General features: G+C 68.1%; 29 protein-coding genes and 1 pseudogene. 6 read left to right on the plus strand and 24 right to left on the minus strand.

What is annotated here, in order from left to right; genetic code table 11:
• Nucleotides 1-165: 165 nt before the first annotated feature.
• Both BLS66_RS21040 and BLS66_RS03985 read right to left on the minus strand, forming a co-directional pair.
• A pseudogene (locus tag BLS66_RS21040) lies at nt 166-579 on the minus strand (DNA polymerase ligase N-terminal domain-containing protein); the annotation flags it as partial.
• 13 nt (nt 580-592) lie between these two features.
• Nucleotides 593-769, minus strand: coding sequence for a DUF3606 domain-containing protein (locus BLS66_RS03985; protein WP_064485350.1), 177 nt, complete (start codon nt 767-769; stop codon nt 593-595).
• A gap of 248 nt (nt 770-1,017) precedes the next feature.
• On the opposite strand from BLS66_RS03985, the gene BLS66_RS03990 reads away from it, so the two are divergent.
• Nucleotides 1,018-1,515 (plus strand): YciE/YciF ferroxidase family protein, encoded by a 498-nt coding sequence (locus tag BLS66_RS03990; RefSeq protein WP_005416567.1) that lies wholly within the window; start codon nt 1,018-1,020, stop codon nt 1,513-1,515.
• A gap of 39 nt (nt 1,516-1,554) precedes the next feature.
• Here the strand turns inward: BLS66_RS03990 and BLS66_RS03995 are convergent, their stop codons facing one another.
• The 3 genes from BLS66_RS03995 to BLS66_RS04005 are packed head-to-tail and all read right to left on the minus strand — an operon-like array spanning nt 1,555 to nt 3,513.
• Nucleotides 1,555-2,289, minus strand: a complete 735-nt coding sequence (locus tag BLS66_RS03995) for a DNA-formamidopyrimidine glycosylase family protein (RefSeq protein WP_074725140.1) — start codon at nt 2,287-2,289, stop codon at nt 1,555-1,557.
• Nucleotides 2,282-3,049 (minus strand): DUF72 domain-containing protein, encoded by a 768-nt coding sequence (locus BLS66_RS04000; RefSeq protein WP_074725141.1) that lies wholly within the window; start codon nt 3,047-3,049, stop codon nt 2,282-2,284. The genes BLS66_RS03995 and BLS66_RS04000 overlap by 8 nt, the downstream gene beginning before the upstream one ends.
• On the minus strand, nt 3,046-3,513 hold the full coding sequence (locus tag BLS66_RS04005; protein WP_074725142.1) for a BLUF domain-containing protein: 468 nt from the start codon (nt 3,511-3,513) through the stop codon (nt 3,046-3,048). Before BLS66_RS04005 ends, BLS66_RS04000 begins: the two co-directional genes overlap by 4 nt.
• Before the next feature lie 303 nt (nt 3,514-3,816).
• Between BLS66_RS04005 and BLS66_RS04010 the strand changes: the two genes are divergently transcribed.
• On the plus strand, nt 3,817-4,140 hold the full coding sequence (locus BLS66_RS04010; RefSeq protein ID WP_046430680.1) for a KGG domain-containing protein: 324 nt from the start codon (nt 3,817-3,819) through the stop codon (nt 4,138-4,140).
• Between the two features lie 96 nt (nt 4,141-4,236).
• Here the strand turns inward: BLS66_RS04010 and BLS66_RS04015 are convergent, their stop codons facing one another.
• The 3 genes from BLS66_RS04015 to BLS66_RS04025 form a co-directional block, all read right to left on the minus strand.
• The gene (locus BLS66_RS04015; protein ID WP_074725143.1) at nt 4,237-5,145 is read right to left on the minus strand and encodes a manganese catalase family protein; all 909 of its coding nucleotides are present in this window, start codon (nt 5,143-5,145) and stop codon (nt 4,237-4,239) included.
• A gap of 36 nt (nt 5,146-5,181) precedes the next feature.
• Nucleotides 5,182-5,703, minus strand: coding sequence for a ferritin-like domain-containing protein (locus BLS66_RS04020; protein WP_057494792.1), 522 nt, complete (start codon nt 5,701-5,703; stop codon nt 5,182-5,184).
• A gap of 159 nt (nt 5,704-5,862) precedes the next feature.
• A complete protein-coding gene (locus BLS66_RS04025; RefSeq protein ID WP_244152945.1) occupies nt 5,863-6,207 on the minus strand; it encodes a hypothetical protein in 345 nt (114 codons plus the stop codon).
• Between the two features lie 208 nt (nt 6,208-6,415).
• On the opposite strand from BLS66_RS04025, the gene BLS66_RS04030 reads away from it, so the two are divergent.
• Entirely contained in the window at nt 6,416-6,808 is a 393-nt protein-coding gene (locus BLS66_RS04030; RefSeq protein ID WP_074725144.1) for a response regulator, read from the plus strand.
• A gap of 16 nt (nt 6,809-6,824) precedes the next feature.
• On the opposite strand, the gene BLS66_RS04035 is transcribed toward BLS66_RS04030, so the two are convergent.
• The 8 genes from BLS66_RS04035 to BLS66_RS04070 all read right to left on the minus strand — a co-directional run bounded on the left by BLS66_RS04035 (nt 6,825) and on the right by BLS66_RS04070 (nt 12,646).
• Entirely contained in the window at nt 6,825-7,223 is a 399-nt protein-coding gene (locus BLS66_RS04035) for a BLUF domain-containing protein (RefSeq protein ID WP_074725145.1), read from the minus strand.
• A 137-nt stretch (nt 7,224-7,360) separates the two neighbouring features.
• A complete protein-coding gene (locus tag BLS66_RS04040; protein WP_057494793.1) occupies nt 7,361-7,789 on the minus strand; it encodes a BLUF domain-containing protein in 429 nt (142 codons plus the stop codon).
• 83 nt (nt 7,790-7,872) lie between these two features.
• Nucleotides 7,873-8,595 (minus strand): glycosyltransferase family 2 protein, encoded by a 723-nt coding sequence (locus BLS66_RS04045; RefSeq protein ID WP_083348131.1) that lies wholly within the window; start codon nt 8,593-8,595, stop codon nt 7,873-7,875.
• Nucleotides 8,592-9,179, minus strand: coding sequence for a class I SAM-dependent DNA methyltransferase (locus tag BLS66_RS04050; RefSeq protein WP_057494795.1), 588 nt, complete (start codon nt 9,177-9,179; stop codon nt 8,592-8,594). Before BLS66_RS04050 ends, BLS66_RS04045 begins: the two co-directional genes overlap by 4 nt.
• Nucleotides 9,176-9,934 carry a PIG-L deacetylase family protein gene (locus BLS66_RS04055; protein WP_074725146.1) on the minus strand — a complete coding sequence of 253 codons (759 nt, stop codon included), beginning with the start codon at nt 9,932-9,934 and terminating at the stop codon, nt 9,176-9,178. The genes BLS66_RS04050 and BLS66_RS04055 overlap by 4 nt, the downstream gene beginning before the upstream one ends.
• Entirely contained in the window at nt 9,922-10,863 is a 942-nt protein-coding gene (locus BLS66_RS04060; protein ID WP_074725147.1) for an acyl-CoA dehydrogenase middle domain-containing protein, read from the minus strand. Before BLS66_RS04060 ends, BLS66_RS04055 begins: the two co-directional genes overlap by 13 nt.
• Before the next feature lie 102 nt (nt 10,864-10,965).
• Nucleotides 10,966-11,472 (minus strand): hypothetical protein, encoded by a 507-nt coding sequence (locus tag BLS66_RS04065; RefSeq protein ID WP_074725148.1) that lies wholly within the window; start codon nt 11,470-11,472, stop codon nt 10,966-10,968.
• A gap of 10 nt (nt 11,473-11,482) precedes the next feature.
• Nucleotides 11,483-12,646 (minus strand): zinc-dependent alcohol dehydrogenase, encoded by a 1,164-nt coding sequence (locus BLS66_RS04070; protein ID WP_074725149.1) that lies wholly within the window; start codon nt 12,644-12,646, stop codon nt 11,483-11,485.
• Nucleotides 12,647-12,794: 148 nt separating this feature from the next.
• On the opposite strand from BLS66_RS04070, the gene BLS66_RS04075 reads away from it, so the two are divergent.
• From BLS66_RS04075 to BLS66_RS04085, 3 genes are all read left to right on the plus strand, one after another.
• Nucleotides 12,795-12,983, plus strand: coding sequence for a hypothetical protein (locus BLS66_RS04075; RefSeq protein ID WP_049467297.1), 189 nt, complete (start codon nt 12,795-12,797; stop codon nt 12,981-12,983).
• 101 nt (nt 12,984-13,084) lie between these two features.
• A complete protein-coding gene (locus BLS66_RS04080; RefSeq protein ID WP_074725150.1) occupies nt 13,085-13,723 on the plus strand; it encodes a DUF6766 family protein in 639 nt (212 codons plus the stop codon).
• A gap of 3 nt (nt 13,724-13,726) precedes the next feature.
• Nucleotides 13,727-14,278: a cysteine hydrolase family protein gene (locus BLS66_RS04085; RefSeq protein ID WP_074725151.1), complete on the plus strand. Its 552-nt coding sequence runs from the start codon at nt 13,727-13,729 to the stop codon at nt 14,276-14,278.
• Between the two features lie 39 nt (nt 14,279-14,317).
• On the opposite strand, the gene BLS66_RS04090 is transcribed toward BLS66_RS04085, so the two are convergent.
• The 8 genes from BLS66_RS04090 to BLS66_RS04125 form a co-directional block, all read right to left on the minus strand.
• Nucleotides 14,318-14,743, minus strand: coding sequence for a Rap1a/Tai family immunity protein (locus tag BLS66_RS04090; RefSeq protein ID WP_240908298.1), 426 nt, complete (start codon nt 14,741-14,743; stop codon nt 14,318-14,320).
• A gap of 81 nt (nt 14,744-14,824) precedes the next feature.
• Nucleotides 14,825-15,670, minus strand: coding sequence for an aldose epimerase family protein (locus BLS66_RS04095; protein ID WP_074725152.1), 846 nt, complete (start codon nt 15,668-15,670; stop codon nt 14,825-14,827).
• Nucleotides 15,660-16,697, minus strand: a complete 1,038-nt coding sequence (locus BLS66_RS04100) for a glycoside hydrolase family 43 protein (protein ID WP_074725153.1) — start codon at nt 16,695-16,697, stop codon at nt 15,660-15,662. The genes BLS66_RS04095 and BLS66_RS04100 overlap by 11 nt, the downstream gene beginning before the upstream one ends.
• A 16-nt stretch (nt 16,698-16,713) precedes the next feature.
• Nucleotides 16,714-18,198: an MFS transporter gene (locus BLS66_RS04105; protein ID WP_074725154.1), complete on the minus strand. Its 1,485-nt coding sequence runs from the start codon at nt 18,196-18,198 to the stop codon at nt 16,714-16,716.
• 56 nt (nt 18,199-18,254) lie between these two features.
• The gene (locus BLS66_RS04110) at nt 18,255-20,873 is read right to left on the minus strand and encodes a glycoside hydrolase family 3 protein (protein ID WP_208596510.1); all 2,619 of its coding nucleotides are present in this window, start codon (nt 20,871-20,873) and stop codon (nt 18,255-18,257) included.
• A gap of 74 nt (nt 20,874-20,947) precedes the next feature.
• A complete protein-coding gene (locus tag BLS66_RS04115; protein ID WP_083348137.1) occupies nt 20,948-22,642 on the minus strand; it encodes a glycoside hydrolase family 43 protein in 1,695 nt (564 codons plus the stop codon).
• A 53-nt stretch (nt 22,643-22,695) separates the two neighbouring features.
• Nucleotides 22,696-24,684, minus strand: coding sequence for a sialate O-acetylesterase (locus tag BLS66_RS04120; RefSeq protein ID WP_143025126.1), 1,989 nt, complete (start codon nt 24,682-24,684; stop codon nt 22,696-22,698).
• Nucleotides 24,681-26,855: an alpha-glucuronidase family glycosyl hydrolase gene (locus BLS66_RS04125; protein ID WP_074725157.1), complete on the minus strand. Its 2,175-nt coding sequence runs from the start codon at nt 26,853-26,855 to the stop codon at nt 24,681-24,683. The genes BLS66_RS04120 and BLS66_RS04125 overlap by 4 nt, the downstream gene beginning before the upstream one ends.
• Between the last annotated feature and the right edge of the window lie 55 nt (nt 26,856-26,910).

Below are 26,910 nucleotides of genomic sequence, written 5' to 3' on the forward strand. Positions count from 1 at the left end.
CAGCCGCTTCTTCGCGGCCTTGCCGGCCCCGGCGCGCTTCAGATCCTCCGGTGGCGGCGCAGCGACATCGGCCAGCAGGTCGTCTGCCTCAAGGTCGCTGGCGAAGGCATCGTCCTCCTTGAACAGCAGCCACTGCGGCTGGCGCGCGGGCTTTCCCGACCGAACCAGATGCCAGCCGCCTTTCAGCTTGGTACCGAACAGTTCGAAGCGAAGATGGCCCTTGGCCAGTTGGGCTTCCGGATCGCCCTGCGTGGCCCATACACCATGGTCAAACTGGGCGACATGGCCGCCGCCGTACTGGCCCTTGGGAATGTCACCCTCGAACGCCGCGTAGTCCACCGGGTGGTCTTCCACTTCCACCGCCATGCGCTTGACCTTCGGGTCGTAACTGGGGCCCTTCGGCACGGCCCAGCTCTTCAGCGCATCGCCAACCTGCAGGCGGAAGTCATAGTGCCTGCGGCTGGCATGATGCAGCTGCACCACGAAAATGGCGCGCTGGCCTTTCGGCAGCGTCTTGCCCGGCTCGGGCTCCTGGGTCTGGTCAAAACGACGCTTGCGGCGATACTCGACCAGCGACATGGCCAGCTCCGCGCTATTTGCCCAGGTGCTTGCGGACGGCAACCGCCGTGGGCCCGACCGCCGCGACGGCCGCGCGAAGCTCTTCGGCGGACACGCCCAGCGTCGTGGTCCAGTACCGCAGTTCGTAATCCTCATTGACGTTGATGCGGTCCCGGTCCGGGCTGCCGGCGTTGTTCTTGTCATCGCTCATTGGGAGTCTCCAGCGTGATCGGGGGTGGACTGACCGTACCGGCCATTCCATGCGCACGGAGCGATGCCACTGTGAAGCCATGGCGAAGGCCGCCGGCACGGCGCCGCACCCCTGCGCGAAAGACGCCGCTTCGTGAAGGCAGCGCGCAGGATCCGCGGGGGCGTTCACATGCCGCCTTCACTCCTTCCCCGCCTGCTCGCAACCGGGCAGACCCTACGCTGGCCACTCCACTCACTGCGGAGCCCAGCATGGCTATCAAGACGGCGGAAGACCTGTTCATCCACGAGCTCTCGGACATCTACAGCGCCGAGAAGCAGCTGACCAAGGCGCTTCCGCGCCTGGCCCGTGCGGCCGAGAATCCGGATCTGGCGGCAGCGTTCGAAACGCACCTGGAGGAGACCCAGGGGCAGATCGAACGCATCGACCAGGTGGTCGAGGTGCTCGGCATCCGCCTGAAGCGCATCAAGTGCGCGGCGATGGAAGGCCTGGTCGAGGAAGGCAAGGAGGTGATCGACAGCATCGACAAGGGGCCGGTGCGCGACGCTGCCCTGATCGGTGGCGCGCAGAAGGTCGAGCATTACGAAATTGCCTCCTACGGCACCATCGCCGCGCTGGCCAAGCAGCTGGGCTACAAGGATGCCCTGCCGTTGCTGCTGGAGACGCTGGAGGAAGAAAAGGCGACCGACGAGAAGCTGACCCTGCTGGCCAAGGGCGGCGGCAATGCCAAGGCCGCGCAGGCCGCCTGAGTCGCATCGCACGCCCCGCGGCTGCCACGGAAGGCGGCCTCAGGGTGGGTAGAGCACCTGGTCGTTTGGACAGAAGAACGTGCGCCGCCGCGTTGTACCCATGTACAGCTTGCTGATCGGGCCACCACAGAGCGGGCACACCTTGCGCGTGTGCACCTGCCAGTGCTTCTTCAACTCGAAGCGCCGTTTCCACTCCAGGAAGTCGAAGCTGTAGGCACGGGCCTGGGTGATCAGGGCGGTGAGCCTGCGCGGTGGCAGGTCGCCCAGTCGCGTGGCCGGATGCACGCCGATCCGGAACAGCACCTCATTCTTGATGATGTTGCCGACGCCGGCGAAGATCGTCTGGTCCAGAAGCGCATCACAGACCAGGGTGTCCGGCAGTGCCTTCAGCTTGCGCCGGGCCAGTCTTGGATCCCAGGCGTCGCTCATCACATCCGCCCGCCAGTCGTAGACGTCGTCCAACGGCTCGTCGATCAGCCGCACCGAACACGCATAGAAATTCAGTTCGCCGTTGTCGAATGCCAGCGACACCCGTGCAGGGGTCGGCTTCCGTTCGTCGATGCGCCAGCTGCCGAACATCATCAGATGGATGCGCAGCGTGACCTGGCTGAACTCCAGCAAGAAGTGCTTCCCCCAGCTGCGAACCGCCTTGACCCTGCGTCCCTGCAGCGGTGACAGGTCGATGCGGCTGTTGCCGGAGACGCCGCGCACGACGTGACCCTTGAAGTGGCTGGCGGCCTCGCGCAGCAGGACAATGGAGGGGCCCTCAGGCATTCGCGTTCTCCTGCAGCAGTGCCTGCAGGTGCAGGGCGTTGCCGGTGGCGTGGCCCAGCGCGGTGTTGTCCAGTACGCACCAGGCACGGCGCTGTGCGGCGGCTTCGCGATGCAGGTGCTGGGCCAGCCCCGCCAGCGCCTGTTCGCTGTAGGCGCTGCGATAGATCTGCGGCTGCCCGTGCCAGCGCCAGTAGCTCCACGTGCGATCACCGCCCGGGACCGCTGCTGCGGGTACCCGGGCCGGGTCAGCCGCGACCCGTGCGATGCCATGGTCGCTCAGCAGCGCATCGACGTCCGCAGTGAACCAACTGGGATGGCGCGGTTCGCAGGCGACATCAACCGAGGTGCGTGCGCGCAGTCCGTGCAGGAATTCGGTCACGGTTGCCGGCTCATACGCCAGGCTGGGCGGCAGCTGGAGCAGCAGCGGGCCCAGCCTGTCCCCCAGCGCCATCACGCCATCGAGGAACAGCGCCAGCGGCTGCATCGTGTCGCGCAGCCGGCGTTCATGGCTGATCACGCGTGGCAGTTTCACCGCGAAGCGGAAACCCGCGGGCACGCTGGCCGCCCAACGGGCGTAGGTCGCCGCCTGGTGCGGGCGGTAGAACGAGGAATTGATCTCGACCATCGGCAGGCGGGTGGCATAGCGCTGCAGCACGCTGTCGCCTGCGCCGAACGCCGCCTGCGCCGCCCGCGACAGCGACCAGCCTGCGCAGCCGATGCGTACCTGTCCTGGCGTGCCCGGGGCGTCGGCTGCGCTCATCGTGCCACCGGTCCGTCCGGTTCCAGCAACCGGCCATCGCCGGCACCTGCCGGCGCCTGCGCCACCGATTGCAATCGATCAAGCGCACTGGTGCCAGGCGCGAGCGCGGAGGCGCTGCGCACGAAGCCGGTCCAGTCGGAAATCGCGATCTTCCCCAGCGCCAGCTCATCCACGCGCACGCTGTGCATGCGCCAGTGCGGGAACTGCCGCCGCCCCACCCTGCCCCGGTTGAGTTCGACCAGTCCGTTGTGGCTGCTGGCCGCCAGGATGCGGGTGTACGCCGCGCCGACACCGGCCTCCGGGCCTTCGAGGTATTGCAGGAAGCGCGTGCCGTCGAACAGGAGGACACCGGTCACATCAACCGACTCGTTGAACAGCATCGCGCCCGTGACAAGCTGCTGCAGCCGCTCTGCAGTCAGGTTTCGGGTGGCTTCACTTACATAGGCAATGGCACGAAGAGGCATGACAGCACCGGGTTGTTGCAGATGGCTCTACCTTAGCGAGGCCGATCAAACGCGTGGTGACACTGGCGTGGAGGCGGCGTTGAACCTGGACGTGCCAACGCCGCGCTGCGTTGACACCCGGCAACAGCGCCACGGCCGACATGCCGTGTCGCCCGCTGAGGGATGTCCTTTCGTGGAGAACGCATGAGGAAGCACGCGCCTGCGCATGACACGACGTTGGCGGTGGTGCCACCGCCGTCTAGCGGCGGATCTGGAAGATGGTCGCTGCCGCCAATCGGGCGGCTCACTCCAAGGAGACTTTCCATGGCCAACCAGAACCAGAACCAGGGCAGCAGCAACCGCGGCTTCGCTTCGATGGACGAAGACAAGCAGCGCGAGATCGCCGCCAAGGGCGGCCGCGCCGCGCATGAATCGGGCAACGCCCATGAATTCAGCTCTGAAGAAGCGCGCGAAGCCGGTCGCAAGGGCGGCGAAGCGGTGAGCCAGGATCGCCAGCACATGGCCGACATCGGCCGCGAAGGCGGCCAGAACAGCCATGGCGGCGGCAACCAGGGCGGCAACCAGGGGGGGCGGCAGCAACAGCAGGAACGTGGCGGCAACAACAACCGCGGTGGCCAGCAGCGTTGATCGAGACTGACCGGTTGCACCCCAAGTGGGCGGACAGCGTGTCCGCCCACTTTTTTTGCGAGGCGCGGGGCGGACGCCCGCCCGGCCGGTTCCGCGTCAAGGCTCCCGTGGCGGCAGGTCGAGCGCGCCGGCGCCCGGGCCGGCGCCCAGTTCGGCACCGGTTGTCGGCCGTGCTTCGGGATCGGAAAGCGTTCGCAGGGTCATGGCCTGCACCGCCGCCTGCTCGCGTGGGTCCAGGCCCACCGTGGCGCTGCCGTCACCGCCGTCCACAGCGGCCTGTGCCTCGCGGTCGCTGACCCGCTCCCACAGCTCGCCGCTGTTCCAGCTGCCCAGCAGGTCATCAGCGCCGTCGCCCTGCGACATGTCCATGTACAGGTCGGTAAAGGCGGGGTCACCCGGCTGCTTGCCCGGTGGGAAGTTGGGCTGGATGCTGTGCAATGCCTTTTCGAAGGACTTCTGGTGGGCGATTTCGCGCGTCATCAGGAAGCGCAGTGCGTCCTTGATGCCCGGATCATCGGTCACCGTGATCAGGCGTTCGTAGACCAGCTTGGCGCGGGCTTCGGCGGCGATGTTCGAGCGCAGGTCAGCGGTGGGCTCCCCGATCGAATCGACGTAGGCCGCCGTCCAGGGAACACCGCTCGAATTGACCAGTGCCGGGCCGCCCCCGTACAGCAGCTGCTCGGTATGGCTGGTGCTGTTCTGGCCCAGCAGGCGCATGTCCTCGGCTTCGGCAAGCCCCTCGGACTGAATGGCCTTCGGGCCGCGGTTGAGCATGGCGATGATGGTACCGATGACCTCCAGGTGGCTGATCTCTTCGGTGGCAATGTCCATCAGCAGGTCCTTGCGTCCGGGATCGCATTCGCCCAGCCCCTGGGTGAAGTAGCGCATCGCGGCGGCCAGTTCACCTTGTGGGCCGCCGAACTGTTCCAGCATCAGGCTGGCAAGCTGCGGGTTGGATTCGCGCACGCGCACGGTGTACATCAGTTTCTTGTGGTGGAAGAACATGGGACTGTCTCCTGTGTCTGGCAGGCGGGATCGGGATCAACGCTTGGCTTGGGCGCCGGGCGTTTCGTCACGGTTGAGGAAGGCGCCGACCAGGCTGTCCTGGTGGTCTTCCAGCCAACGTGCCATGGCGATCTCTTCCTGCAGGATCTGGCCGCACACGGCCGCGATATCCGGCGCGGCGGCCCGCTCGGCCGCGATCACCAGCGCCCGGTAGGTGGCGATCTCGGTGTTTTCGAAGCCAAAGGAGATGCCGACGCTCTTGACGACTTCGTCTTCCATCAGGGTATTGCCGGCGGCGTGGATCGCTGCGGTCATGCTCGCGAACAGCCCCTTGGCGGTGGGCACGCTGCCGCCAAGTGCTTCAATGCACTCGCGCAGGGACGCGGCCTGCTGCTGCGTCTCCTGCACGTGCTGGCCGATACGTGCGGCAAGATGGGGATAGTTCTGGATGCGCGAAGCCATGGCCTTCATCATGGTCTCCGCCTCCTGCTCCATGGCGTAGGCGTCCTGCAGCCATTTCAGCAGGCGCTCGCTGCGGACGGTGTTCTGGTCTGCCATCACGGTCTCCGGTAGTGGGGCGACATGCCTCCGGAGACCATGGTGGCGAGGCCGCAATCACTGCCTCGTCGGCCGGCGTGAGCCGCCGGGCGTGCGCGCTGCACCTGGCGCTGATGCCGTCATAACATCCGCCGGTGCGTGGCAACGCCTGCGGCGCACTCAGGCGGGCATCGCGCCGGACACTACTGCACTGCCGCCGTCGCGACGGGGGCTTGCTGCGGGTGCGCGCCCGCCTGCGGACGCCTTCAACGCCTGGATCACCCGATGCTGCGCACGGTGCGCGCCACCTTCCACGCCCACGACGTAGACAAAGCGCCCATCGAACTTGGCCTGGGCACCCTCCAGCACGTCATCCTCCTGCAGGGCGCGCTTGAGCGACTTCATCCATGCCCGTTCGGGGGTGCGGTCCAGCTCCACGACGATCGCAGCGCCGCCGCAATCCAGGGACATGCATTCCACGCGCAGTGCGCAGGGGGCGGTGGCATCGGTTGCAGATCGGGGCATGGTGGTGGCTCCAGTGCTGGGGGACGGCGGCAGTATCCATGCCCGCCGCCAACGCGCTGTCAAAAAAGGCGCAGCGCCTTCCACGCCGCATCGACGGCACCGGGCGACCTGCGCAAGGCGGCTTCGCACCGGGCTGACACGGCCCACGCGCGCCGTTGATGCACTACAGCACACACTGCAGTTCCCACGGCAACACAGGCATGCGCGCATGCAATCGGAAATGAACCAGCGCAGGTGCAACCTGCTGCTGGTTGAAGACCAGCTCGACCTTGCTGCACTGATGGAACAGGCGCTGGAAGACGGCGGCGGCCGGGTGACCCACGCCTACAGCGTGTTCGATGCGCTGGGGCTGCTTGATACGCAACAGTTCGATGGCGCGGTGCTGGATGTGGAGCTTCGCGATGGCGTGGTGTTCCCGGTTGCCGATCGGCTGGCGGAACTCGGCATCCCCTACCTGTTCGTGTCTGCGGTCTATGACCAGCTGGTACCGCTGCGCCACCGCCGCGCAACGTTCGTGGCCAAACCCTTCCACATCGACCGGTTGCAGGAAGCCGTCCAGCAGGTGGTGGGTGACGCCTGCGCGCCCCCGACCACGCATTGAGCGGCCAACGCCGCGGTCACGCCAGGTGTGGAGCTACCACCTGGCCCAGCTGACGCAGCGCCCCGCCACGGGAGAGCCCGCTCCAATTGCCGCGGGCGACGCTGCGGATGTCGGCGGGGTCGGTCCAGAGCAGCCGCATCGACCAGTACGGAAAGAACCGGCCGGACACCCTGCCCCGGCCCAGCTCAAGCAGTTCGCAATGGCTGCGCGCACCGAGGATGCGGCGGTACACCACGTTGATGCCGCCTTCCGGTCCCTCGATGTACTGGAGGAAGCGGTGCCCATCGTAAAGAAGCACTCCCGTCACGCCTGCTTCAAGGTTGAAGCGGGCAGCGGCCCTGCTGAGGTCGTCCACATGGTCCATGGAAAGCCCCGGTATCGCCTCACTTGCGTAGGCGATTGCGCGGAGGGGCACGTTGATTCCTTCTGACACAGGAAATGTCCTGCGCTTGCAGGATGCCGGGCGCGCTGTAGGTGGGCATGAGGCGATTCACAACCCGGCTCGCTCCACCCTCTCCCCGGCCGCACGCCGCAGTAACACGCCCGCTGGATTCAGGCGGCCTTCGCGTAGGGTTCGACGATCAGCAGCAGCTTGTCCATCGCCGTCGCGTCAGACTGTTCCGATGCTGCGCGCTGGATGAAGCTGGTCCAGTCAGCGCCCGCGATCACGCGAAGCTGGTCCGCCGTAACGGAGAGGCAGCGCATTGGCCAGAACGGCAGCCGCCGCTGGCCGACGCGGCCACGCGCAAGTTCGATCAGGTGGGTGTGGCTGCTGGCACCGGTGACGCGGGAATAGGCCACATCCAGCCCGTCGGCAGGGCCCTCCATGTACTGCAGGAAGCGCTGCCCGTCGAACAGCAGCACGCCGGTCACGCCTGCGCCCCGATTGAAGCGGGCGGCATCCTCCATCAGGGTGTGCAGGCGCTCCGGCGTGAATCCGTCGACGGCCTCGCTGACATAGACGATCGCTCTGTTCGGCATGGCGGCACTCCTGCTCTCTCAGCCCTTAACTGTAGGGCCCGCGGCGTCGCGGGGCCGTAAAGGACAGGCGTGCAGGCCTCACGCTATCCCCAATTCAGCACCGTGTTGACCAGCTCTTCATGCGCGTGCAGGGTTCCGCGTGGCACGTCGGCACGCGCCCCCTCGATCCCGGACAGGTAGGTCGCGAATCCTCCGGTGGCGCGCCCCACCAGGCGGGCGCTGGTCATGACCACGGGCGCACCGGCCCAGCGAACGTTGGCGCCCAGGCACTGCAGCCGGCTGACCAGCGCGACATCTTCACCGCAGCGCAGGGGCGCAAAGCCCCCCGCGGCACGATAGGCGCGGGCAGAGACACCGAGGTTGGCGCCGTGGATGCGCCCGTGATCGTCGCCCCAAGGCTGCCCTTTCCGGAACGCGCGACGCAGGCGCTTGCCGTCCCGGGAAGTGCCCGCGATGTCCACCAGTCCGCAGAAGGCGTCGCAGCGGCCCTCCAGCTGGGCCGCCAGCCATTCCGGAGGCACCTCGCTGTCGGCATCGGTACTGGCCAGCCAGCGCGCTCCCTGTTGCAGCAGCTGGGCCGCAGCCGCTGCCCTGGCAACACCGACGCAGCGTGCCTGCAGCCGCACCGTATCGACCCGCTGCTGCCGGCAGATGGACGCGGTCGCATCGGAGCAATCGTCCAGCGCAACCACCACCTGCACCGCCTCGCCGCGCAGCCCGGGATGCAGCGCCGCCCTTCGGATCGATTGCAGGCACCGCGCCATGCTGGCCGCCTCGTTGTGTGCCGGTACCAGGACACCGATCACCGCAGTCCCTCGTTGCGGGCCAGCGACAGCGCGCCACGCGTCCAACCCTGCAGCACGAAGTCCGCGTCACGATAGTGGAAGGCCTCCTGCAGCCCCTCGCCCAGGCATCGATGCACGACTTCGGTGCGGCTCGCGCGTCCGGGGAAGGACGGCAGCCAATGGCAGGCCACCAGCAGCCCGTCATCGCGGAGTGCTTGGCCGATGCCCGCGCGCAGCGCCTGCAGTGCGCCTGTGCCGAGGTAGTAGCCCATCTCCCCGCAGACGATCAGGTCGAAGCGACCCGGCGGCCATTGCTCGGGGTGGCTGGCGCAGTGGACCTGGACATGCGGCAGGTGGGCCAGGTTGCGGCGGGCGCGGAAGGCCGCACGCGGGCTGATGTCGGTGGCCAGCAGCCGCTCGCAGCGGCCCGCCAGGGCCTCGGTCAGCACTCCGTTGGAGCACCCCAGCTCCCAGCCCCGATGGAACTGGCGCTGGCTCAGGCTGGCCAGCAGCAGCGCTCGCTTGCGCTCCTCATACCATCGGCTGCGGTAGCCGAAGGGGTCCTCCTGCTCATGCAGTTCGTCGAAGTACGGTTGCGCGCTCATGCCAGGAAAACCTCGTGGTTCCGGAAGAATCGGGTCAATACATGGGCTGGCAGCACCGGTGGGCTGTGCAGCCCCGGCACTGCGCCGGTCTGGGTGCGGAAGTGGGCGATCGCGTTGCGCTTGGCGGCCACGACGTCGGTGATGTCGAGCAGTTCGGGCGCCTCCCAGGCCATGTGCACACAGGCCGGGTCCAGCCAATGCCAGCCCCACACCGGATACTCCAGGCGCCGGCAGCCCACCGTACGCGCGGCCCGGCAGGCAGCACGGCCTGCCGCTTCGTGGTCGGGGTGCCCATCGAAGCGCCAGGGTGCCAGTACCAGGTCGCGCGGCTGCAGGTACTGTTGCAGCCAGTCCTCCAGGCCCTGTTCGTGCGCACTGACCGCGCCGTCGGCAATGCCAAGGTGGAACGCGGAGCCGGCCTGGATGCCGAGCTCGCCCAGCGCTGAGGCAAGCTCGGCGCGCCGTGCCGCGCGCAGGCGCTCCGGCGTCCACCAGCGCTCGTGTGGATAGCACGCCTCGCCATCGGTTACCGCGACGACGCGGACCTGCATGCCCTGGCCCGCGGCGTGGCCAAGCAGGCCGCCGCAGCCAAGGATCTCGTCGTCGGGATGGGGTGCGACCACCACCACCCGCTCATGGCCGGCCAGCAGTGTGGCCGCCGAATTGGCCGGATGCTGCCACAGCCACTGGCAGCGCAACCAGGCCTGCTCCTGTGTGCCGGTCCCCTGCAGGGGCGTGCTGGCTACAGCGCCCATGTTGCCTCCTCGGTGGCGCGCTGCTCACCCAGCCATTCCCAGTCGCGGTCGGCATGGCTCTGCCGCATGAATACCGTCAGGTCGGCCCAGCGACGGGCATGCGCCTGCTCCAGGCACATCGGCGCCGGCCCCAGCGCCCGACCTGCCAGATCGAGCACGCGCGTCGCCGCGCGCTCGACCACGCAGCGCACGCGCACCACGTCCTCCCGATGCGCTGATCCCGGCGCCGCATCGATGCGCGCCGCCAGTTCGCGCAGCAGCGCCGTGGCCGGGCCCAGGACCAGGTCCACTTCGCCCAGCAACCGCGCGCGGTGGCCCCTGCTGCAGGCCGGCCGCATGCGCTCGGCCAGGGCGACGGCCGCACCAAGCCAGACCGCGGCGATGCCCGCGCCGCCGTGCCAGAAACCGGGGCGCTGCAGATAGTCGTCGCGCGTGCCGACAAGCGCCATCTCCGCACCGTCGAACCGCACCGTGGTGGACGGAATGCCGGCCATGCCGACGGCCGGCCACGGCTCGCCCTTCAGCGTGTTCCACTGACCGGCCGACACCTGGCACAGCCATACGCCCTGCGCATTGCGGACCGTTACCAGCGCCGCGTCCACCCAGGCGCTTCCGGAGCACCACGGCTTGTCGCCGCGCAGCCTGCCCTCGCTGTCAATGCGGAGCGTGTTGGCGGGCCCCTCGGCCGCCCATACCGCCAGCAGCTTGCCTTCTGCTGCGGAAGGCGCCTTCAGTTCGGCGAGGATCGCCTGCGCGTCATGGTGCGCTTCCAGCACTTTGGCCAGGCAGAGGTCCTCTGCCCCCCAGGCGGCCAGCGCCTGCCAGCGCTGCAGTGTGCGGCCGCTTCCGGGCAACGGCAGTTCGGGCTGCTGGACCAGCACCTGGCGGGCGCGGTTGGCCAGCGGCGTAGGCGAAGACACATCCTGCATGAAGGGATCTGCAGTGGGGACAGGCGATGACCGTAGGCGGCAGGCGGTCACATCACTGTCTTGGAGGTGTGGCCGGCGCATGAATACTCTGCGCGACGATCCTCACGCACGCGCCTGCCGACGGTCTCGCCGGGCGCGGATGCAGCGCAGCAACTCCCATAGCCACGGCAGGACCACCAGGCCGAGCGCCGGCACCACGAGCAGCGCCGCCACCTCGGGCGCCGCAGGTTGCGCGCGGAATGCCCACTGCGGCTGCGCGTGCCAGCCGACCCAGACCAGCAGAATCCACGGCGCGGCATCCAGCACGCTGTGCACATGCTGCTCGGCCGGGCTGATCCGTCGCCGCCGGTCAGCACTGGCCGTATCCAGGTAGCCAGCGGTTGCATGGGCCAGGACCAGCACGGCCAGCAGGGCGGCAAGTGACCAGGTGTTGGCCAGCAGCAGCCAGGCCAGTATGCCACCGCCGATCAGCACGAGCTGGACCCCGTGCAGCACGCTCTCGCGCAGCCCCGAGGTATGTGGCAGGTCGGTGCGCCGGTGGAAATGGAAGTCCAGCGCACCGGCCGCCAGCCACAGTGCGTAGACGCCGGCCATGATGGTCGCACTCATCGCCCCGGTCTCAGGGCGTCAACACGATCTTGCGGCAGTCGTCATCCTTGGCATCGAACAGGGCATACCCCTGCGCTGCATCGGCAAGGCGCATCCGGTGCGAGATGATGTCACCCGGGTCCAGCTTTCCTTCCATGATCGCGTCAAGCAGCTCGGGCATCAGGCCCTGCACATGGGTCTGCCCCATCTTGAACGTGAGCCCCTTGTCGAACGCATCACCCAGCAGGAACCCGTGGATGAAACCGGCATAGACCCCCGGAATGCTGACCACGCCGCCGCGACGTACTGCCGCGATGCACTGCCGGATCGCAACGCCGCTGCTCCCTTCCAGCTTCACAGCGGTCAACGCTGACTCCAGCGCACTGCCCTCGGCCTCGAAGCCCACCGCCTCGATGCAGGCATCCACGCCCCGGCCGCTGGTCTGGGTAAGGATGTAGTCGGCCGGATCCTCGATTTCCCTGAAGTCGATCGGCGTCACCCCGTAGGCACGCCGCGCGTAGTCCAGGCGGTAATGCAGGTGATCGACCATGAAAATGGTCTCGGCGCCCAGCAGGCGGCAGCAGGCGGCACTCATCAACCCGACCGGCCCTGCGCCGAAGATCGCCACGGTCGAGCCTGCCTTGACGCCCGCGTTCAGTGCGGCCTGGTAGCCGGTGGGCAGGATGTCGGACAGGAACAGTACCTGCTCGTCGGCCACGCCGTCCGGAATGCGCAACGGGCCCACGTTGGCCTTCGGTACGCGGACGAATTCCGCCTGGCCGCCGGCCACGCCCCCGTACAGGTGGCTGTAACCGAACAGTGCCGCCGGGGGCAGTATGCCCTTCTGGTTCAGCGCCGCGCCCTTGCCCGGATTGGTGGTTTCGCACGCAGCATACTCGGCCAGCCGACAGTGGAAGCACTCACCACAGGCGATCACGAACGGGATCACCACCCGATCGCCCGGCTTCACCTGGGTCACGCCGCTGCCGACCTCTTCCACGACGCCCATGAATTCGTGGCCGAGGACATCGCCGTCGTGCAGATCGGGAATCTTGCCCCGGTAGAGGTGCAGGTCCGACCCACAGATCGCGGTGGCGGTCACCCGCAGGATCAGGTCATCTTCGGCGGCCAGTACCGGGTCGGGCACAGTCTCGACGCGCACATCCTTGCGGCCGTGGTAGGTCAATGCCTGCATCGTGCTGCTCCAGGAGGTCGGGCGTCCAGCATCGCAATGCCTCCATCCCGTGACAGTGACATCCGGGTGTGCACGGTGTTCATTGCGCAGCGTCGTCGCGTTAACCCGGCCTGCGGCAGGCTTCAGGTTCCCGCCGCAGGAGCTGCACATGAACGACAAACTGCCTTTCAATCCAACCACAGACGTGGACGATCAGTCGAAGGCGCATACGCCGGACAAGCGGCGCAATGACCACGCCAGGTGGAAGGACCACGACATGCCTGACGATGGCGATGGCCCCAAGGCCGTGCCGGAAGACTACGAGCGGCCCGATCCCGATCCCACCGGGCGGCGTTGAGTCCGTCTCACGCACTGGATGCGCAGGATTCACGGATGCTTGTCCGCGACCCGAGCACGCTCCATGACATGCCTTCCGGAGTGACCTGAACGAGGTGCTGCATGTGGAAACGCAATGGTCTGTCGCTGGTACTGCTTGCGCTCACTGCAGTGTTCATCATCGGGCAGGCGATAGCGGGGCACCACGTGCACAACCAGGAGCTGGTCGAGCACGGCCGCGCACCGCTTGATCTCTGGCACTACCTGGCCACGGGTCATTTCGTCAGCGCCACGTTCGAGAACTGGGAAAGCGAATTCCTGCAGATGGGGATGTACGTGCTGCTCACGGTCAGCCTGCGCCAGCGTGGCTCGGCCGAGTCGCGGCCGTTCGATCCGGCGCAGGAACACAGCCGCGTCGAGCCAGGTCCCACGCCATGGCCGGCCAGGCGCGGTGGCGTGTGGAAGGTTCTCTACGGCCACTCGCTGGCCATTGCGTTCGGGCTGCTGTTCCTGCTCAGCTTTACGCTGCATGCACTGGGGAGCTGGCGCGCCGAACAAGCCGAACAGCAGTTGCAGGGCCTGCCCGGCCCCGGTTTCCTCGAACACCTGGCCAGCAGCACGTTCTGGTTCGAATCCATGCAGAACTGGCAGAGTGAGTTCCTGGCCGTGTTGTCCCTGGTGGTGCTGACGATCTTCCTGCGCCAGAAGGATTCACCGCAGTCCAAGGCGGTCGAGGCGCCGCATGCGCAGACCGGAGATTGAGCCATGCAGACGCACCCAGCGACCGCGTTGCTGATCATCGACATGTTCAGTCGTTTTGATTTTCCCGGAGCAGCGCAGCTGGTCCCCAGCGCGGAGGCGGCGGCCAGGCAGATCCGGCGCCTGCGCGATCGCTTCGACGCACGGCAGTGGCCGGTGATCTATGCCAACGACAACTTTTCGGAGTGGAAGCAGGATTTCCGCCAGCAGGTGGCGCAGTGCGTGCAGGATGGCGGCCCGGCCGCCCGGATTGCCACGATGCTGTCTCCCACTGCCGACCACTATTTCGTGCTCAAGCCCAAGCACTCTGCCTTCCTGGCCAGCCCCTTGCCGATCCTGCTGGCCAAACTGAGCGTGCGCCGCCTCTGGCTCAGCGGGATGACGGCGGACTCCTGTGTCCTGGCCACCGCCTTGGATGCCAACGCCAGGGAATTCGAGGTGCGGGTGGCGCCAGAGGCCGTTGCCGGGCTGCCTGCCGCGAAACGGCGTGCCATGGCCCTGCTCGCCAATTCCGGTGCGGCGCAGGTGGAGCGCTTCAGGATGCCTGCGCGCGGCTGACAGCTGCGCCGGGCACGGCCGGCCGGACGCTGCACCGGCTCACTTCCCTGCCGGGCCGCACGGGAAGGCCTGCTCCAGCGCTTCCACCACCAGCACCGACGCATCCTCATGCAGACGGCGCTGCGGCAGCTGCCGGAGGTGCGTGGCAACGCGATCCACCAGTTCGTGCGGCAGGATCTGGCCCTGTCCACACCAGTGCCCACGACTGGCATCGGCGACACCCTGAATATACGCGCTGGCGCGGGCGCTGGACTGGGAGCGGCACTGCTCGCCGGCGCAGAATCCGTCCGCCGCGTTTCCCTGCAACAGCGACACCAGCTCGCTTCCAGTGACGAACCACGTACGTGCCTGCGGAGCCGCGGCCGCCGATGCGCTGCCTGCCCACAGGCAGGCAAGACCCAGTGCCCACATCGGGAAGAGGCGACGCGGCGGCGCGGTGGAGCGCCCGCTGTTGGCAGGATTCATGGTGGCCGGTCTGCTGCTGGAGGTCACAGAAGTATGTACCAGACCCTGCAGGACCCCGCCATATCCGTCCGTGCGCCCGGCTCAAGCGCCGTCGACCGACCACGCCAGTTCGAACGTCAACGCCAGCCGCTGCCCCGGCTCCAGCCGATGCGGCGCCAGGGTGAAGCCATCCGGCGGGCCACTCTGCGGCTCGACACAGGTTGCGTGTGACGCGCCGTCGTAGACCACCCAATGGTCGTGGTCCGACCGCAGTCGCAGTCGTTGGCCACCACGCAGCAGGGTGATGTCACTGTCGGCGATGAAACAATCGTCCCAGGGACCGGGAACAGGATCGACTGCGGGCAGCGTGGCGATGCCCTCCCCGTCCCGCGGGTACATCGCGCGGGGCGAGAACAGCAGCCGCTCTGGCTTGAGAAACCAGGGGTGCCAGCCCAGCACCGCCGGCATCGCGCGCTCGCCTGCCTGGACCGAAAGACGCAGCTGCAGGCGGTGAGGCTGCAGAGCGACCTCCTGCGTTGCAACGCCGCCAAAGGGCCAGTACCTGTCGCACGGCAGCGCCAGCGACAGCGTGGCCGTGGCCGCCTCCATGCGCTCGACCTGCCAGGGCCGCGTGAAGCCCACGCCATGGATGGCATGCCCGCCGAAATTGAGCGGCAGCGCATGCGGCGCGCCATCGAAGCGGAACTGTCCCCGGCGGATGCGCCCGGCCCACGGCACCATCGGGTAGCAGCCCCACGCGATGGCGGCCGGACCCGCCTGCTGCGCATCCACCAGCCACTCCATGCCGCGGTAGCGCAGGTGCGCCACGCGCCCGCCTGCCCCTGTCGCCAGCGCGACCTCCAGGTCGCCACACCTCAGCCAGTGCAGCTCACCCGCCGGCAGCGCGGCGAGCGCATCGTCCACCGCCGGCACGCGCTCACGCACCATAGGGATCGATCGTGCGGATGCTGCCGTCCGGCTCCATGTGCAGCGGCGTGCACTTGGCCGAGCGCAGGTGGGTGACGCCGCCCGACAGCAGTGCATCGTGATAGAACAGGTACCACTGCCCTTCGAACTGGCAGATGGAGTGGTGCGTGGTCCAGCCCACGACCGGCGTGAGGATCACGCCGCCATAGGTGAACGGCCCGTAGGGGCTGTCGCCCACCGCATAGCACAGCAGGTGCGTGTTGCCGGTGGAATACGAGAGGTAGTACCGGCCCTGGTACTTGTGCAGCCAGGGCCCCTCGAAGAAGCGTCGCGCGTGATCATCCGCGCGCAGTGGCTGGCCATGCTCATCCAGGATCTGTACCTCGCGCGTGGCTTCGGCCAGCTCGGTCATGCCCGCGTCCAGCCGGCCCACGCGCGGGCCCAGGGCCGGTGCGCTGCCCTCGGGCTCCTGGTGGGCGTCGTCGTACTGGTTGTCACGATACTTCTGCAACTGCCCGCCCCAGATGCCGCCGAAGTAGAGATAGTGGCTGCCGTCGTCGTCCTCGAACACGGCCGGGTCGATCGAGTAGGCTCCCTTCATCGGTTCCGCGAGGGGAACGAACGGTCCCTCGGGACGCTCACCGATGGCCACGCCGATGCGGAAGCGACCGCTGGCATCCTTGGCCGGGAAGTAGAGGTAGTAGCGGCCGTCGCGACAGGCTGCATCAGGCGCCCACATCTGCTTGCGGGCCCAGGCCACGTCGCGTACGTGCAGCACGCAGCCGCAATCGACGGCGGCGCTGTCGGGCGTATTCATCCGCAGCACATGGTAATCCTGCATGCCGAAATGGCCGCCCTCATCGTCGAACGGCTGCCCGCCGTCGATGTCATGCGACGGATAGATGTACACGCGCCCCTCGAATACATGTGCCGAGGGATCGGCGGTGTAGATGTGGGTCACCAGCGGTTGCGAAATGGCATGCGTGGCGAGCTGCGCCAGACGGGCTTCACGGGCCCGGCCGTCTTCACCGGCAGAGAGGTCGATCATGGTCGTCATCTTGGAGTTAAGCGGAAGCGTCGGCGGAGCGGCGACGCAGCAGGAGATCCTGTTCGATGCGGGTTTCGGCACGCTTGTCGATCTCGTAGGCGAACAGCAGCGCCACCGCGAGCAGGAAAGGAATGGCGCAGTACACGCTGACGGTCAGCCGTATGCCTTCCACCACCGCCTCGGGCTGCTGTGCCAGGCCCGCCTGATAGCCGTAGTGGGCAAGAATGGCGGCCACCAGTGCACCGCCCACGCTGAGGCCGATCTTCAGGCCGCACAGCATCGCCGAGAAGATGATCGCAGTGGCGCGGCGGTGGTTCTTCCACTCGGAGTAATCCGCTACGTCCGCGATCATCGCCCACAGCAGCGGGATGGTGATGCCGTAGCAGAAGCCATGCAGCATGAAGGCGCCGAAGGCCACGGCGACCGCGGTGGGCGGGAAGAAGTAGAAGGCGAGCAGGAACAACGTCGAGACGAACAGCGCGCCGCCAAAGACATCGCGCTTTCCGAAGCGGTCGGCGAGCCGTCGCGACAGGCCGATACCCAGGATCATGCAGAGGATGCCGCAGGCGTTGAACAGGCTGAAAGCCGAGGTGGCGGCATCCGTGGGCCAGGTGAATGCCGCAAAGCCGGCACGGGCCAGGCCGGCGTTCAAGCCGCCGATCAGTCCATTGAATCCCGAATCCTGCAGGAATGCGGCCAGTGCCGCTTCACTCATGTAGTACTGGAAGTAATAGATGTAGCTGCCGCCTTTCAGCGCCAGGTTGATGAACACCAGCACGGTCAGCGCGAGCATCACCTGCCACGGCCGGTTGTGCAGCAGGTCGGACAGATCCTGCAGTACGCCGCCACTCTGCTCGCGGGTCGGCACGATGCGTTCACGGGTGGTGGCGAAGGTGATCAGGAAGAACAGCGTGCCGATGAAGGCGAACGCGGTCATCACCTGTTCGAAGCCGCGCACCCGGTCGCCGTCCCCCAGGATCAGCACCAGTGGCATCAACAGCACCTGGATGATGAACTGCGCGATCATCACGGCCACGAACCGGTAGGCCGAGAGGCTGTTGCGCTGGGCCATGCTGCCGGTCAGTACACCGCTCAACGCGGAGTACGGCAGGTTGTTCGCAGCGTAGACGCAGACCAGCAGCGCGTAGGTGGTCAGCGCGTAGACCACCTTTCCACGTTCGCCCAGGTCCGGTGTACTGAACGCCAGCAGTGACAGCACGCCGAACGGAATGGCCGTCCACAGGATCCACGGGCGGAAGCGCCCCCAGCGCGTGGACGTGCGGTCGGCCGCGATGCCGATCAACGGGGTGAACACGAATGCGCCAAGCAGGCCGACCACGAAGATGATCGTTGCCGCCGTAGCAGCCGGCAGGCGATAGACGTCGGTGTAGAAGAACGCCAGATAGGTGATCAGGGTCTGGAAGATGAGGTTGGCCGCGAGATCGCCCAGGCTGTAGCCGAGCTTTTCGCGTACCGATAGCGCGTGTTCAGTGCTTGCCATGCAGCGGACGTCCTGGAAAAGGGATCTGAACGGATGGGAGTGGCCGGCGGTGACGATCAGTCATGCGTGGGCACCACCGTGAACCTGCCCTGCGCACGCACATCCGCACTGGACGCCCCGACCCTGACCTCGTAGGCACCCTGCCGCACCACGTACGCGGCGCGGGCGTCGTCATAGTGGCGCAGCGCCTGCGGCGCCTCCAGGGTGAATGCCACCGTGCGGCGTTCGCCCGGAGCCAGGTGGACACGCTGGAAGCCGCGCAGCTCCTGCACGGCGTCGCCCGTGCTGCCGCGCTCGCGACGTACATACAGCTGCACCACCTCGTCACCGGCGCGGCTGCCGGCGTTCGCCACGTCCACCTGCACGCGCAGGTGGCCGTCGGTGCGGATCGCATCCGCATCCAGGCGAAGGCCTCCGTACTCGAACCGCGTGTACGACAGCCCGTGGCCAAACGGATACAGCGGGGTACCGCGGAAGTAGCGGTAGGTGCGGCCCTCCATGGCGTAGTCGTCGAACGCCGGCATCACTTCGCCTGCCTTGTAGAAGGTGACCGGCAAGCGACCCGCCGGATTGATGTCGCCGAACAGCGCCTGGCCGACGGCAGTGCCGCCGCGCTGGCCCGGGTACCAGCTCATCAGGATCGCCGGCAGGTGTGCCTGCGCCCAGTCCACGGCGATGGCCGAACCGCCGGTGAGCACCATCACCACCGGCTTACCGGTGCCGTGCAGGGCCTCCAGCAGGGTGCGCTGGGGCGCAGGCAGCCGCAGATCGGTGCGGTCACCGCCGGCAAAGCCGGGATAGTTGACGGTCATCTCCTCGCCTTCGACATCGCCGGTAAGGCCACCGACGAACACCACCACGTCGGCATCGCGTGCGGCATCGAGCGCTTCATCGAACGGCGCCTTGGCGCCGGGCATGCGCCAGCCCAGGCGCACGCCGGCATCGCGCTGGTCGTCGTAGTACTCCAGCTTCAGCTCATAGGCCCGCCCGGCCTGCAGGTCGACTTCAATGCCTTCCGCATGCAGCCGGTCACTGTTTACCCAGTGATCGATCACGCGCTTGCCGTCCAGATACAGCCGGTAGCCATCGTCGCCGGCCACCTCCAGACGATAGCGGCCGGACACCGGCGGCAGCAGCTGGCCGCTCCAGCGGATGCTGAAGCGGTCGTTCGGGATCCCCTGCCCCGGTGCCGCTTCGCCGCGCGCCAGCAGGTTGTCGGTCGGCGAGCCGCGGTCCCAACGGAAGCCGATCTGCGCGTCGGTACGCACCAGGGCCGGAGTGCCGGACAGGTCTGGCGTGCGGAAGTACTCGCCGCGCAGGCCACGCTCGGGCGAATCCGCCGATGGCCGCAGGAAGGTTGGCTCGATCAGCGGCGTGGCACCGGGATCGTCGCGCCCTTCCACCAGGTCCACGCCGCGGGCATAGCGCACCTCGATGCCCTTGGCCGCCTCGCGTATGCCCTGCAGGATCGTGATCGGCGCCGCCGGTGTGCCGAAGTAGTTGCCGAGCAGTGCCATGGTGTCGTCGGCGGTGGGTCCGACCACGGCAATGCGCTTGAGGTCGCGCGACAGCGGCAGGATGCCGTCGTTCTTCAGCAGCACCAGCGACGCCTGCGCGGCCTTGAGGGCCAGCGCATCATGGGCCGGGGCCTGGTTCACCGACGCCGGAATGCGCGCCCAGCGCACCCGCTCCGGCGGATCGAACATGCCCAGTCGCATCCGTGCGGTGAACAGGCGCGTCACCGCATCGTCGATCTCCGCTTCGCTGATCAGCCCCTGGCGCACTGCGGCAGGCAGCGTGGCGTACTCCTGGCCACATTCCAGCTCGGTGCCGTTCCTGACCGCCAGCGCCGCGGCGGCTTCGCGCGTGGCGACGATACGGTGGTGCTTCCAGATGTCGACGATGGCCCAGCAGTCCGAGACCACGTAGCCCTTGAAGCCCCAGTCGCGCCGCAGCACATCACGCAGCAGGAAGCGGCTGGCGCTGGCGGACTCGCCGTACACGCGGTTGTAGGCGCCCATGACCGCATCCACATCGCCTTCCTTGACCAGCGCTTCGAACGCCGGCAGGTAGGTGTCGTAGAGGTCACGACGGCTCGGGCGTGCGTCGAAGTGATGGCGGTCGGCTTCCGGGCCGCTGTGCACCGCCAGATGCTTGGCGGTGGCGTCCAGCTTGCGGTAGACCGGGTCGTCGCCCTGCAGGCCGCGCACGAAGGCCACGCCCATGCGGGCGGTGAGGTAGGGATCCTCGCCATAGGTTTCCTGTCCACGACCCCAGCGCGGGTCGCGGAAGATGTTGACGTTCGGCGACCAGAAGGTCAGCCCCTGGTAACGCCCGTGCGCGCCTTCGCGGAGGAACTGGTGGTGCTTCGCGCGGGCCTCGTCGCTGATGGTCGTGGCCACCTGCCCCATCAACGGCACGTCGAAGGTCGCGGCCAGGCCGATTGCCTGCGGAAACACCGTGGCCTGCCCTGCCCGTGCCACGCCGTGCAATCCCTCGTTCCACCAGTCGTAGGCGGGTATCCCCAGGCGTTCGATCGCCGGCGCAGCGTTCTGCATCTGCGCGGCCTTCTCTTCCAGCGTCATCTGCGCGACGAGTGCGGCGGCCCGTTGCTCGAAGCTGGCCGAAGGATCCAGCCAGGGCTGCGGCGATGCCGCCGACGCGACGGTCGCCATGCACGCCAGGACCGCCAGGACCGGCAGGCCGCGCAACCTGCTGCGACGGGCGGCGATGGACAGTGACGGCAACTTCATTTGCTCCTCCCGGTGCGCTCATCGCGCGCAAAGGGACCCAGCAGTGCGCCTACGAAGCCGCCTGCCCGGTCCGTACTCAGAACGGTGCCATCCACCTTGCCTGCGAGCAGCTGCCAGCCCTGCCCGTCGCCTGTGTCGAACGAGAACGTGTAGTCCCCCTCGTTGCCGGCAATCTTCAGCCGCAACGCCTCCGGTGCCCGCACTTCGCGGGTGGCCAGTGTGCGCGTACTGCCACCGCCGTCACGGACTTCCAGGAACAGCGCAAGCCGCTCGTCCGGCAGGCTGCGAACGCCCAGGAAATACCAGTACGCCTCGCTCTGGAACGCGGCCAGGCCGGCCGCCACGCCAGGCCCGGGGCGGCTCATCGCGGTGCTCGCCTCGAACTGCAGGTGCTGCTGGCGTCGGCCAAGGAACGCCGGATTGCGCAGCGTGTCCAGGTCCTCGGCAAGCGGGTGCACGGCCAGCATTCCCGGACGCGTGGCCAGGTCGGCCCAGGCATGCTTTGGCACCCGCACGCGCAGCCACTGCCGATCAAGCGTCGGGCCATCAAAGTTGTCGCGCTCGACGAAGTTGCCGGTCGAGGGAGCCTGGGATGCCTCGCCCTGCATCCACGACGGCGCCTTGACCACGTAGGGGATGGCCTGGTCGGTCGGCAGGATCCGTGGCCAGCCGTCCTGCCAGCGCACCGGCAGCAGATAGGTCTCGCGCCCGGTGTTGTAGTGGCGCTTCTGATAGTTGCGGCTGGCCAGGAACACCGCCCACCACGAGCCATCCGGGCCTTCGACCAGGTCGGCATGGCCGGCATTGGTGATCGGCAGCGGTCGGTCGTCGGGCAGCTCGCGCTGGGTCAGGATCGGATTGCCCGCGTAGGGGACATACGGGCCCCACACGGTGCGGCTGCGCAGCACCACCTGCGAGTGCTGCGGCCCGGTGCCGCCTTCGGCATCGGACAGGTAATACCAGCCCTGGCGCTTGTAGATGTGGGGGCCTTCGATCCAGATCGGGTTCTTCGCTGGCTCCACGCCCGCATCGACCAGCACCCGTCGCGGCCCCACCGGCTGGAAGGCGGCCAGATCGATCTGCTGCATCCAGATCGCGCGGTGGCCGTCATAGCGGGGTGTGCCGGGCGGTGCGTCGTTGTTGATCAGGTACACCTTGCCGTCGTCATCGAAGAACAGTGATGGATCGATGCCGTCGATGCCGGGCAGCCAGTGCGGGTCCGACCACGGCCCGGCCGGGTCGCGCGCGGTGGCAATGAAGTTGCCGCCACTGTCGGTGGCCGTGGTCACCACGTAGAAGACCCCATCGTGGTATTCGATGGTGGGGGCGAAGATGCCGCGGGACACGCTCAACCCGTCAAAGTCCAGCTGCGCCGGCCGCTCGATCACATTGCCGATCTGCTTCCAGTGCACCAGGTCGGCACTCTCGAACACCGGAATGCCCGGGAAGTACGTGAAGCTGGAATTGACCAGGTAGAACCGGCCGTTCGCGCTCACGATGCTGGGATCGGCATGGAAGCCGGCCAGCACTGGATTGCGGTAGTGGCCGGCCGGCAGCGGCGTGTCGAACGCCGCGTCGTGGCCGCGGTATTCAAACCAGTCGAAGTACACCGGCGGTGCGTCCGGCGGCGCGCTGGCCGGGCTGGTTGCGGCCGACAGCAGGAGTACCGCCGCCAGCAGGGGGCGCACCAGTGACCTCAGGCCGGCCCTGTCGCGGGCCGGAGGGGACTGCTTGGACAACGTCATCATCGTCGCGTCTCGGCTTCGGCAATGGGAAGTTCAAAGGGGCCTGCCGGCGCCCCGCTGCGATCGCGCAGCGTGCACACCGGGCCATCGGCCCAGCAGTAGCGGACATGCGTTGCACGCCTCGACAGCGGGCCGCGCAGCAGCACCCGGTGCCCCTCCAGTGCAGCGTCGCCGTACTCGCAGTGGCGGGTATCGCGCTCCGACCCGCAGAGTTCAAAGCCGATCGGACCCACCGCGCCGGTCGCGGAGAGTGCGCCGTCGACGTCCTCGAACGCAATGGCCACGCCCGCGGGCGTCCGCACCGCGGTGACCGCCCGCGGACCTGAAGGGGCCACGTCCTGCTCGCCGTATACGACGTGGCGCGCCACGCGCGCCAGGCGGCGCCCGAGCTCCTGCTTGTTCGGTGGATGGATGTCGTAGGCATCGCCGATGTCGATGGCGATGGCGAGCCCGCTCTGCGCATCTTCGGCCGCAACCCGCCGCTGCGCCTCGCGCACCTGCGCCCAGCCGCTGTCGGCCGGCGCAACCGGTGGCTGGCCATAACCGGCCAGCTGCACCAGCAACAGGGGCAGGCGTGCGCCGAACTGCCGCCGCCAGTCGTCGCGCAGCGCACGCAGGCGCAGCGCATACGTCGCGCCCTCGCCGGTGTTCGATTCTCCTTGATACCAGAGCATGCCGCGCAGCCCGACGCCGCCGAGCGGCGCGATCATCCCGTTGTACAGCGTCGACAGCCCGGTGGCGGCCTGCCAGGGGGCAAATGGCGGCGCCTGTTGGCCCGGCGCCACCCGGTACTTCCACGGCGCCTGCAGTACCACCCGCTCACCGTTGTCGAGCCGCAGGCCGTGTGCCGTCGCGGGGCCCGCCAGGCCACCTTCGCCGTAGGTGTCGAGCACGTTGACCGCAACGCTGTTCAAGCCTGTCTTCAACAGGCCGCGGGGCAACGGGTAGCGCCTCTCGCCGGCGCCGTACTGGCTGCCCACGGCAACGCCGTTCACCCAGGTCACGTCCGCCTCGTCGGCCGATCCCAGCTCCAGGGTCGCACCGCGTGCAGCCTGTCCAGCGCTCAGCACCACCTGCGTTCGATACCAGACCATGCCGTTGTAGTCGGCAAGCGCGGGCACGTTCCACCGCTCCCACGCCCCCAACGCCGCCGGTGCGCGCGACCATCCGCGGTCATCGGTGTCCGCGCGCCAAGGCGCGTCGCCGGGCGGCGCGCCCTCACGCGTGGCCCACCAGTGCTGCCAGTAGCGGCCCCAGGCTGCGCGTGCCGCCAGCGGATCACGCGCGGACCGCGCGAGGATATCAAGGGACTCGTCCATGCCGCCCTGCCCTCGAAGTGCATCGGCACGGGTCCAGGCCTCGATCCGCGAGCCGCCCCACGCCGCCTGGATCAGCCCCATCGGCACGTCGACCGTGCGCTGCAGCTCGCGGGCGAAGTAGAAGCAGGCTGCCGAGAAGTCGCGGACCGCATCGGGCGTTGCCGGCGACCATGCGACACGACCATTGAAATGCGCCTGTGCCTGCACGGCCGCGGCGTGCGGCACAGTGAACAGCCGGATGCGTGGGATCGTGGCCGCGGCGATCTCGCTGGCTGCGTTGAGCGAGCGCCACACCGGAAGTTCCATGTTCGACTGGCCCGCGCACAACCAGACGTCGCCGACCAGCACATCGCGCACTGACTCATGCCGGGGCCCGGCGGCGGCCTCCAGGGTGTACGGCCCGCCTGCGCCGGTGGCAGGCAGCGTCGCCTGCCAGCGGCCCGTGGCGTCGGCGTGGGTGGTCACCGCCTGGCCGGCGAAGGTCACCGACACCACCTCCCCGGCCCGGGCCTGGCCCCAGACGGCGATCGGCTGGTCACGCTGCAGGACCGCGTGGTCCTGGAACAGCGGGTGCAGCAACCCTGCCGTTTCAGCGGCCGCGACCGGCACGGCAGGCCACGCCAGCACCATCATCGCCGCCGCACGCGCGGCCCATCCGATCCGGCTCATCGCCCATCCCCGGGTGCGAAAGGAAACTGCAACGCCTGGTAGTACGCCAACGGATGCGGCGGTGGCCGTTCGCCGGCTGGCAGCGGCCGTCCGCTGAGTGACTGGAAGTACGCCACGCTGGCATCACGCCACCATTGCGCTTCGTCGCGCTGGATCTGCAGGAACGCAGCAACGTGCCGATGCCGCTGCGGATCGATCCGGTCGCGCAGGCCTGCCCAGGTCGCCTGCATCGACTGCACCTGGCGCACGCCGCGCGAATAGCGCCCGACCAGTTCGTCCCAGAGCGTCCTGCCCGAGCGCATGCGGTGATCCCACGGCACATGATGGAACCACAGCAGCAGCGACTCGGGCACCCGCGCCGGGTCGCCATAGACCTCGGCCACCTGCGGCGCATACTGGCCCACCGCGTTGCTTCCGCGGGCGCTGCGGTCGAAACCAATGCCGTCGCGGCCTGCGCGGTGGTAGTACACCGACGTCCAGTCCGCGCGCGGGCCCCCGTCCACCCAGGGGCCAGGGCCGTAGTGATGCCCGCGCGCCATCAGGTGATGCAGGCCCAGCGGCGTCATGTAATCTACCGCCGCCTCGCGCGAGTCCATCATCATCCGCACGATCGGGCCGGTCACCTGCGGGTCGGGCGAGAAGGTCAGCGCGGCCCAGTCCTCGGCGATGCCACGCGCGGACTGCCGTGGATCCCAGGCCAGTCGCCCGAACGCATACCAGTTGGCCTGGTCGAAATGCGAGCCGCTCCAGGTACGGTCCACGCCGATGTTGGCGACGCCGGCGATGCCGGTCAGCGCATGGCCCTCCAGCGAGCCATCAACCACGCGGGCGACCGTGGAGCCTTCGCCACGGGCATGGGTATCGGCCTGCAGCACTTCCTGGTAGAGCGTTCCCAGATACACCAGGTGTGTCGCGAAGCCCAGGTACTCCTTGGTGATCTGCAGTTCCAGCATCAGCGGCGTGCGTGGCATGGCGCCGAACAGCGGATGGAACGGCTCGCGCGGCTGGAAGTCGATGGGGCCGTTCTTCACCTGCACGATCACGTTGGGGCGGAAGGCACCGTCGAGCCCGACGAATTCGCTGTAGGCCTGCTTGGCGCGATCGTCGGGCACTTCGTGCGAGTACACGAAGGCCCGCCACATCACCACGCCGTTGTACGGCGCCAGTGCGTCGGCCAGCAGGTTGGCACCGTCGGCGTGGGAACGACCGTAGTCCTGCGGGCCGGGTTGCCCCTCCGAGTTTGCCTTGACCAGGAAGCCACCGAAATCCGGAATGAGCGCATGGATCTCATCGACCTTGTCGCGCCACCAGCGCTGTACACCTGGATCGAATGGATCGGCGGTCGCCAGCCCGCCCAACTCGATGGGCGCACTGAAACGCGCGCTCAGGTACACCCGGATGCCGTAGGGACGGAACAGGTCGGCCAACGCGGCCGCCTTGGCCAGATAGGCCGGCGACAGGCTGAGGGCGCTGGCATTGACGTTGTTCAGGACGGTGCCGTTGATGCCGAGCGAGGCGTTGGCCCGCGCGTAATCGGTGTAGCGCGGATCCCGCCAGTGCGGCAGGGTCTGCCAGTCCCACAGCGAGCTGCCCGCATAGCCGCGCTCGACGTAGCGATCCAGGTTGTCCCAATGGTCGAGCACACGCAGGGCGACCCGTGGCGACTCACGCACCTCCAGCCCCAGCAGCGACGTGCCACGCTGCAGCAGGCGCAGCAGATGGAACGTGCCATACAACACGCCGACGTCCCCGCGCGCCGCCACCAGCAGCACATCGCGTCCGTCGATCCGGACCCGCCGGATCAGGAACCCGTCGTCGCCCAGCGTGGCGATCTCCTTGCCAAACCCGGCGACCAGGGCCGAGGACTGCGGCGTACCCAGCACCAGGGCATGGCCGGCGCTGATCGCCGTCCGCATCGGCGGGGCCGATCCCAGCAAGCCTGGCAGGCTGCGCGCCAGCTCATCGCGGGTGGCACGCTGGACCGGCGTGCGGTCCGGCGCAACCACCTCCGACAGTTGCAGCCGGTACTCGGCGGCGACCGCCGGGGCAACCGGCACGTAACGCATCCACAACGCGTAGCCGTCCTCCGCATGCACGCCGCCGGCGCACGCCAGCAGCGCCAGGAGGGCGCATAGCCGCTTGCCGACAGCGCGGAACAACGGCGTTAACATGCGCCTTTGTAGACTACGGCCGGGCCCGCGACGGTTCATCATCGTCCCGCGCACC

This window comes from Stenotrophomonas pavanii (assembly GCF_900101175.1).
GTDB classification, from domain to species: Bacteria; Pseudomonadota; Gammaproteobacteria; order Xanthomonadales; family Xanthomonadaceae; genus Stenotrophomonas; species Stenotrophomonas pavanii.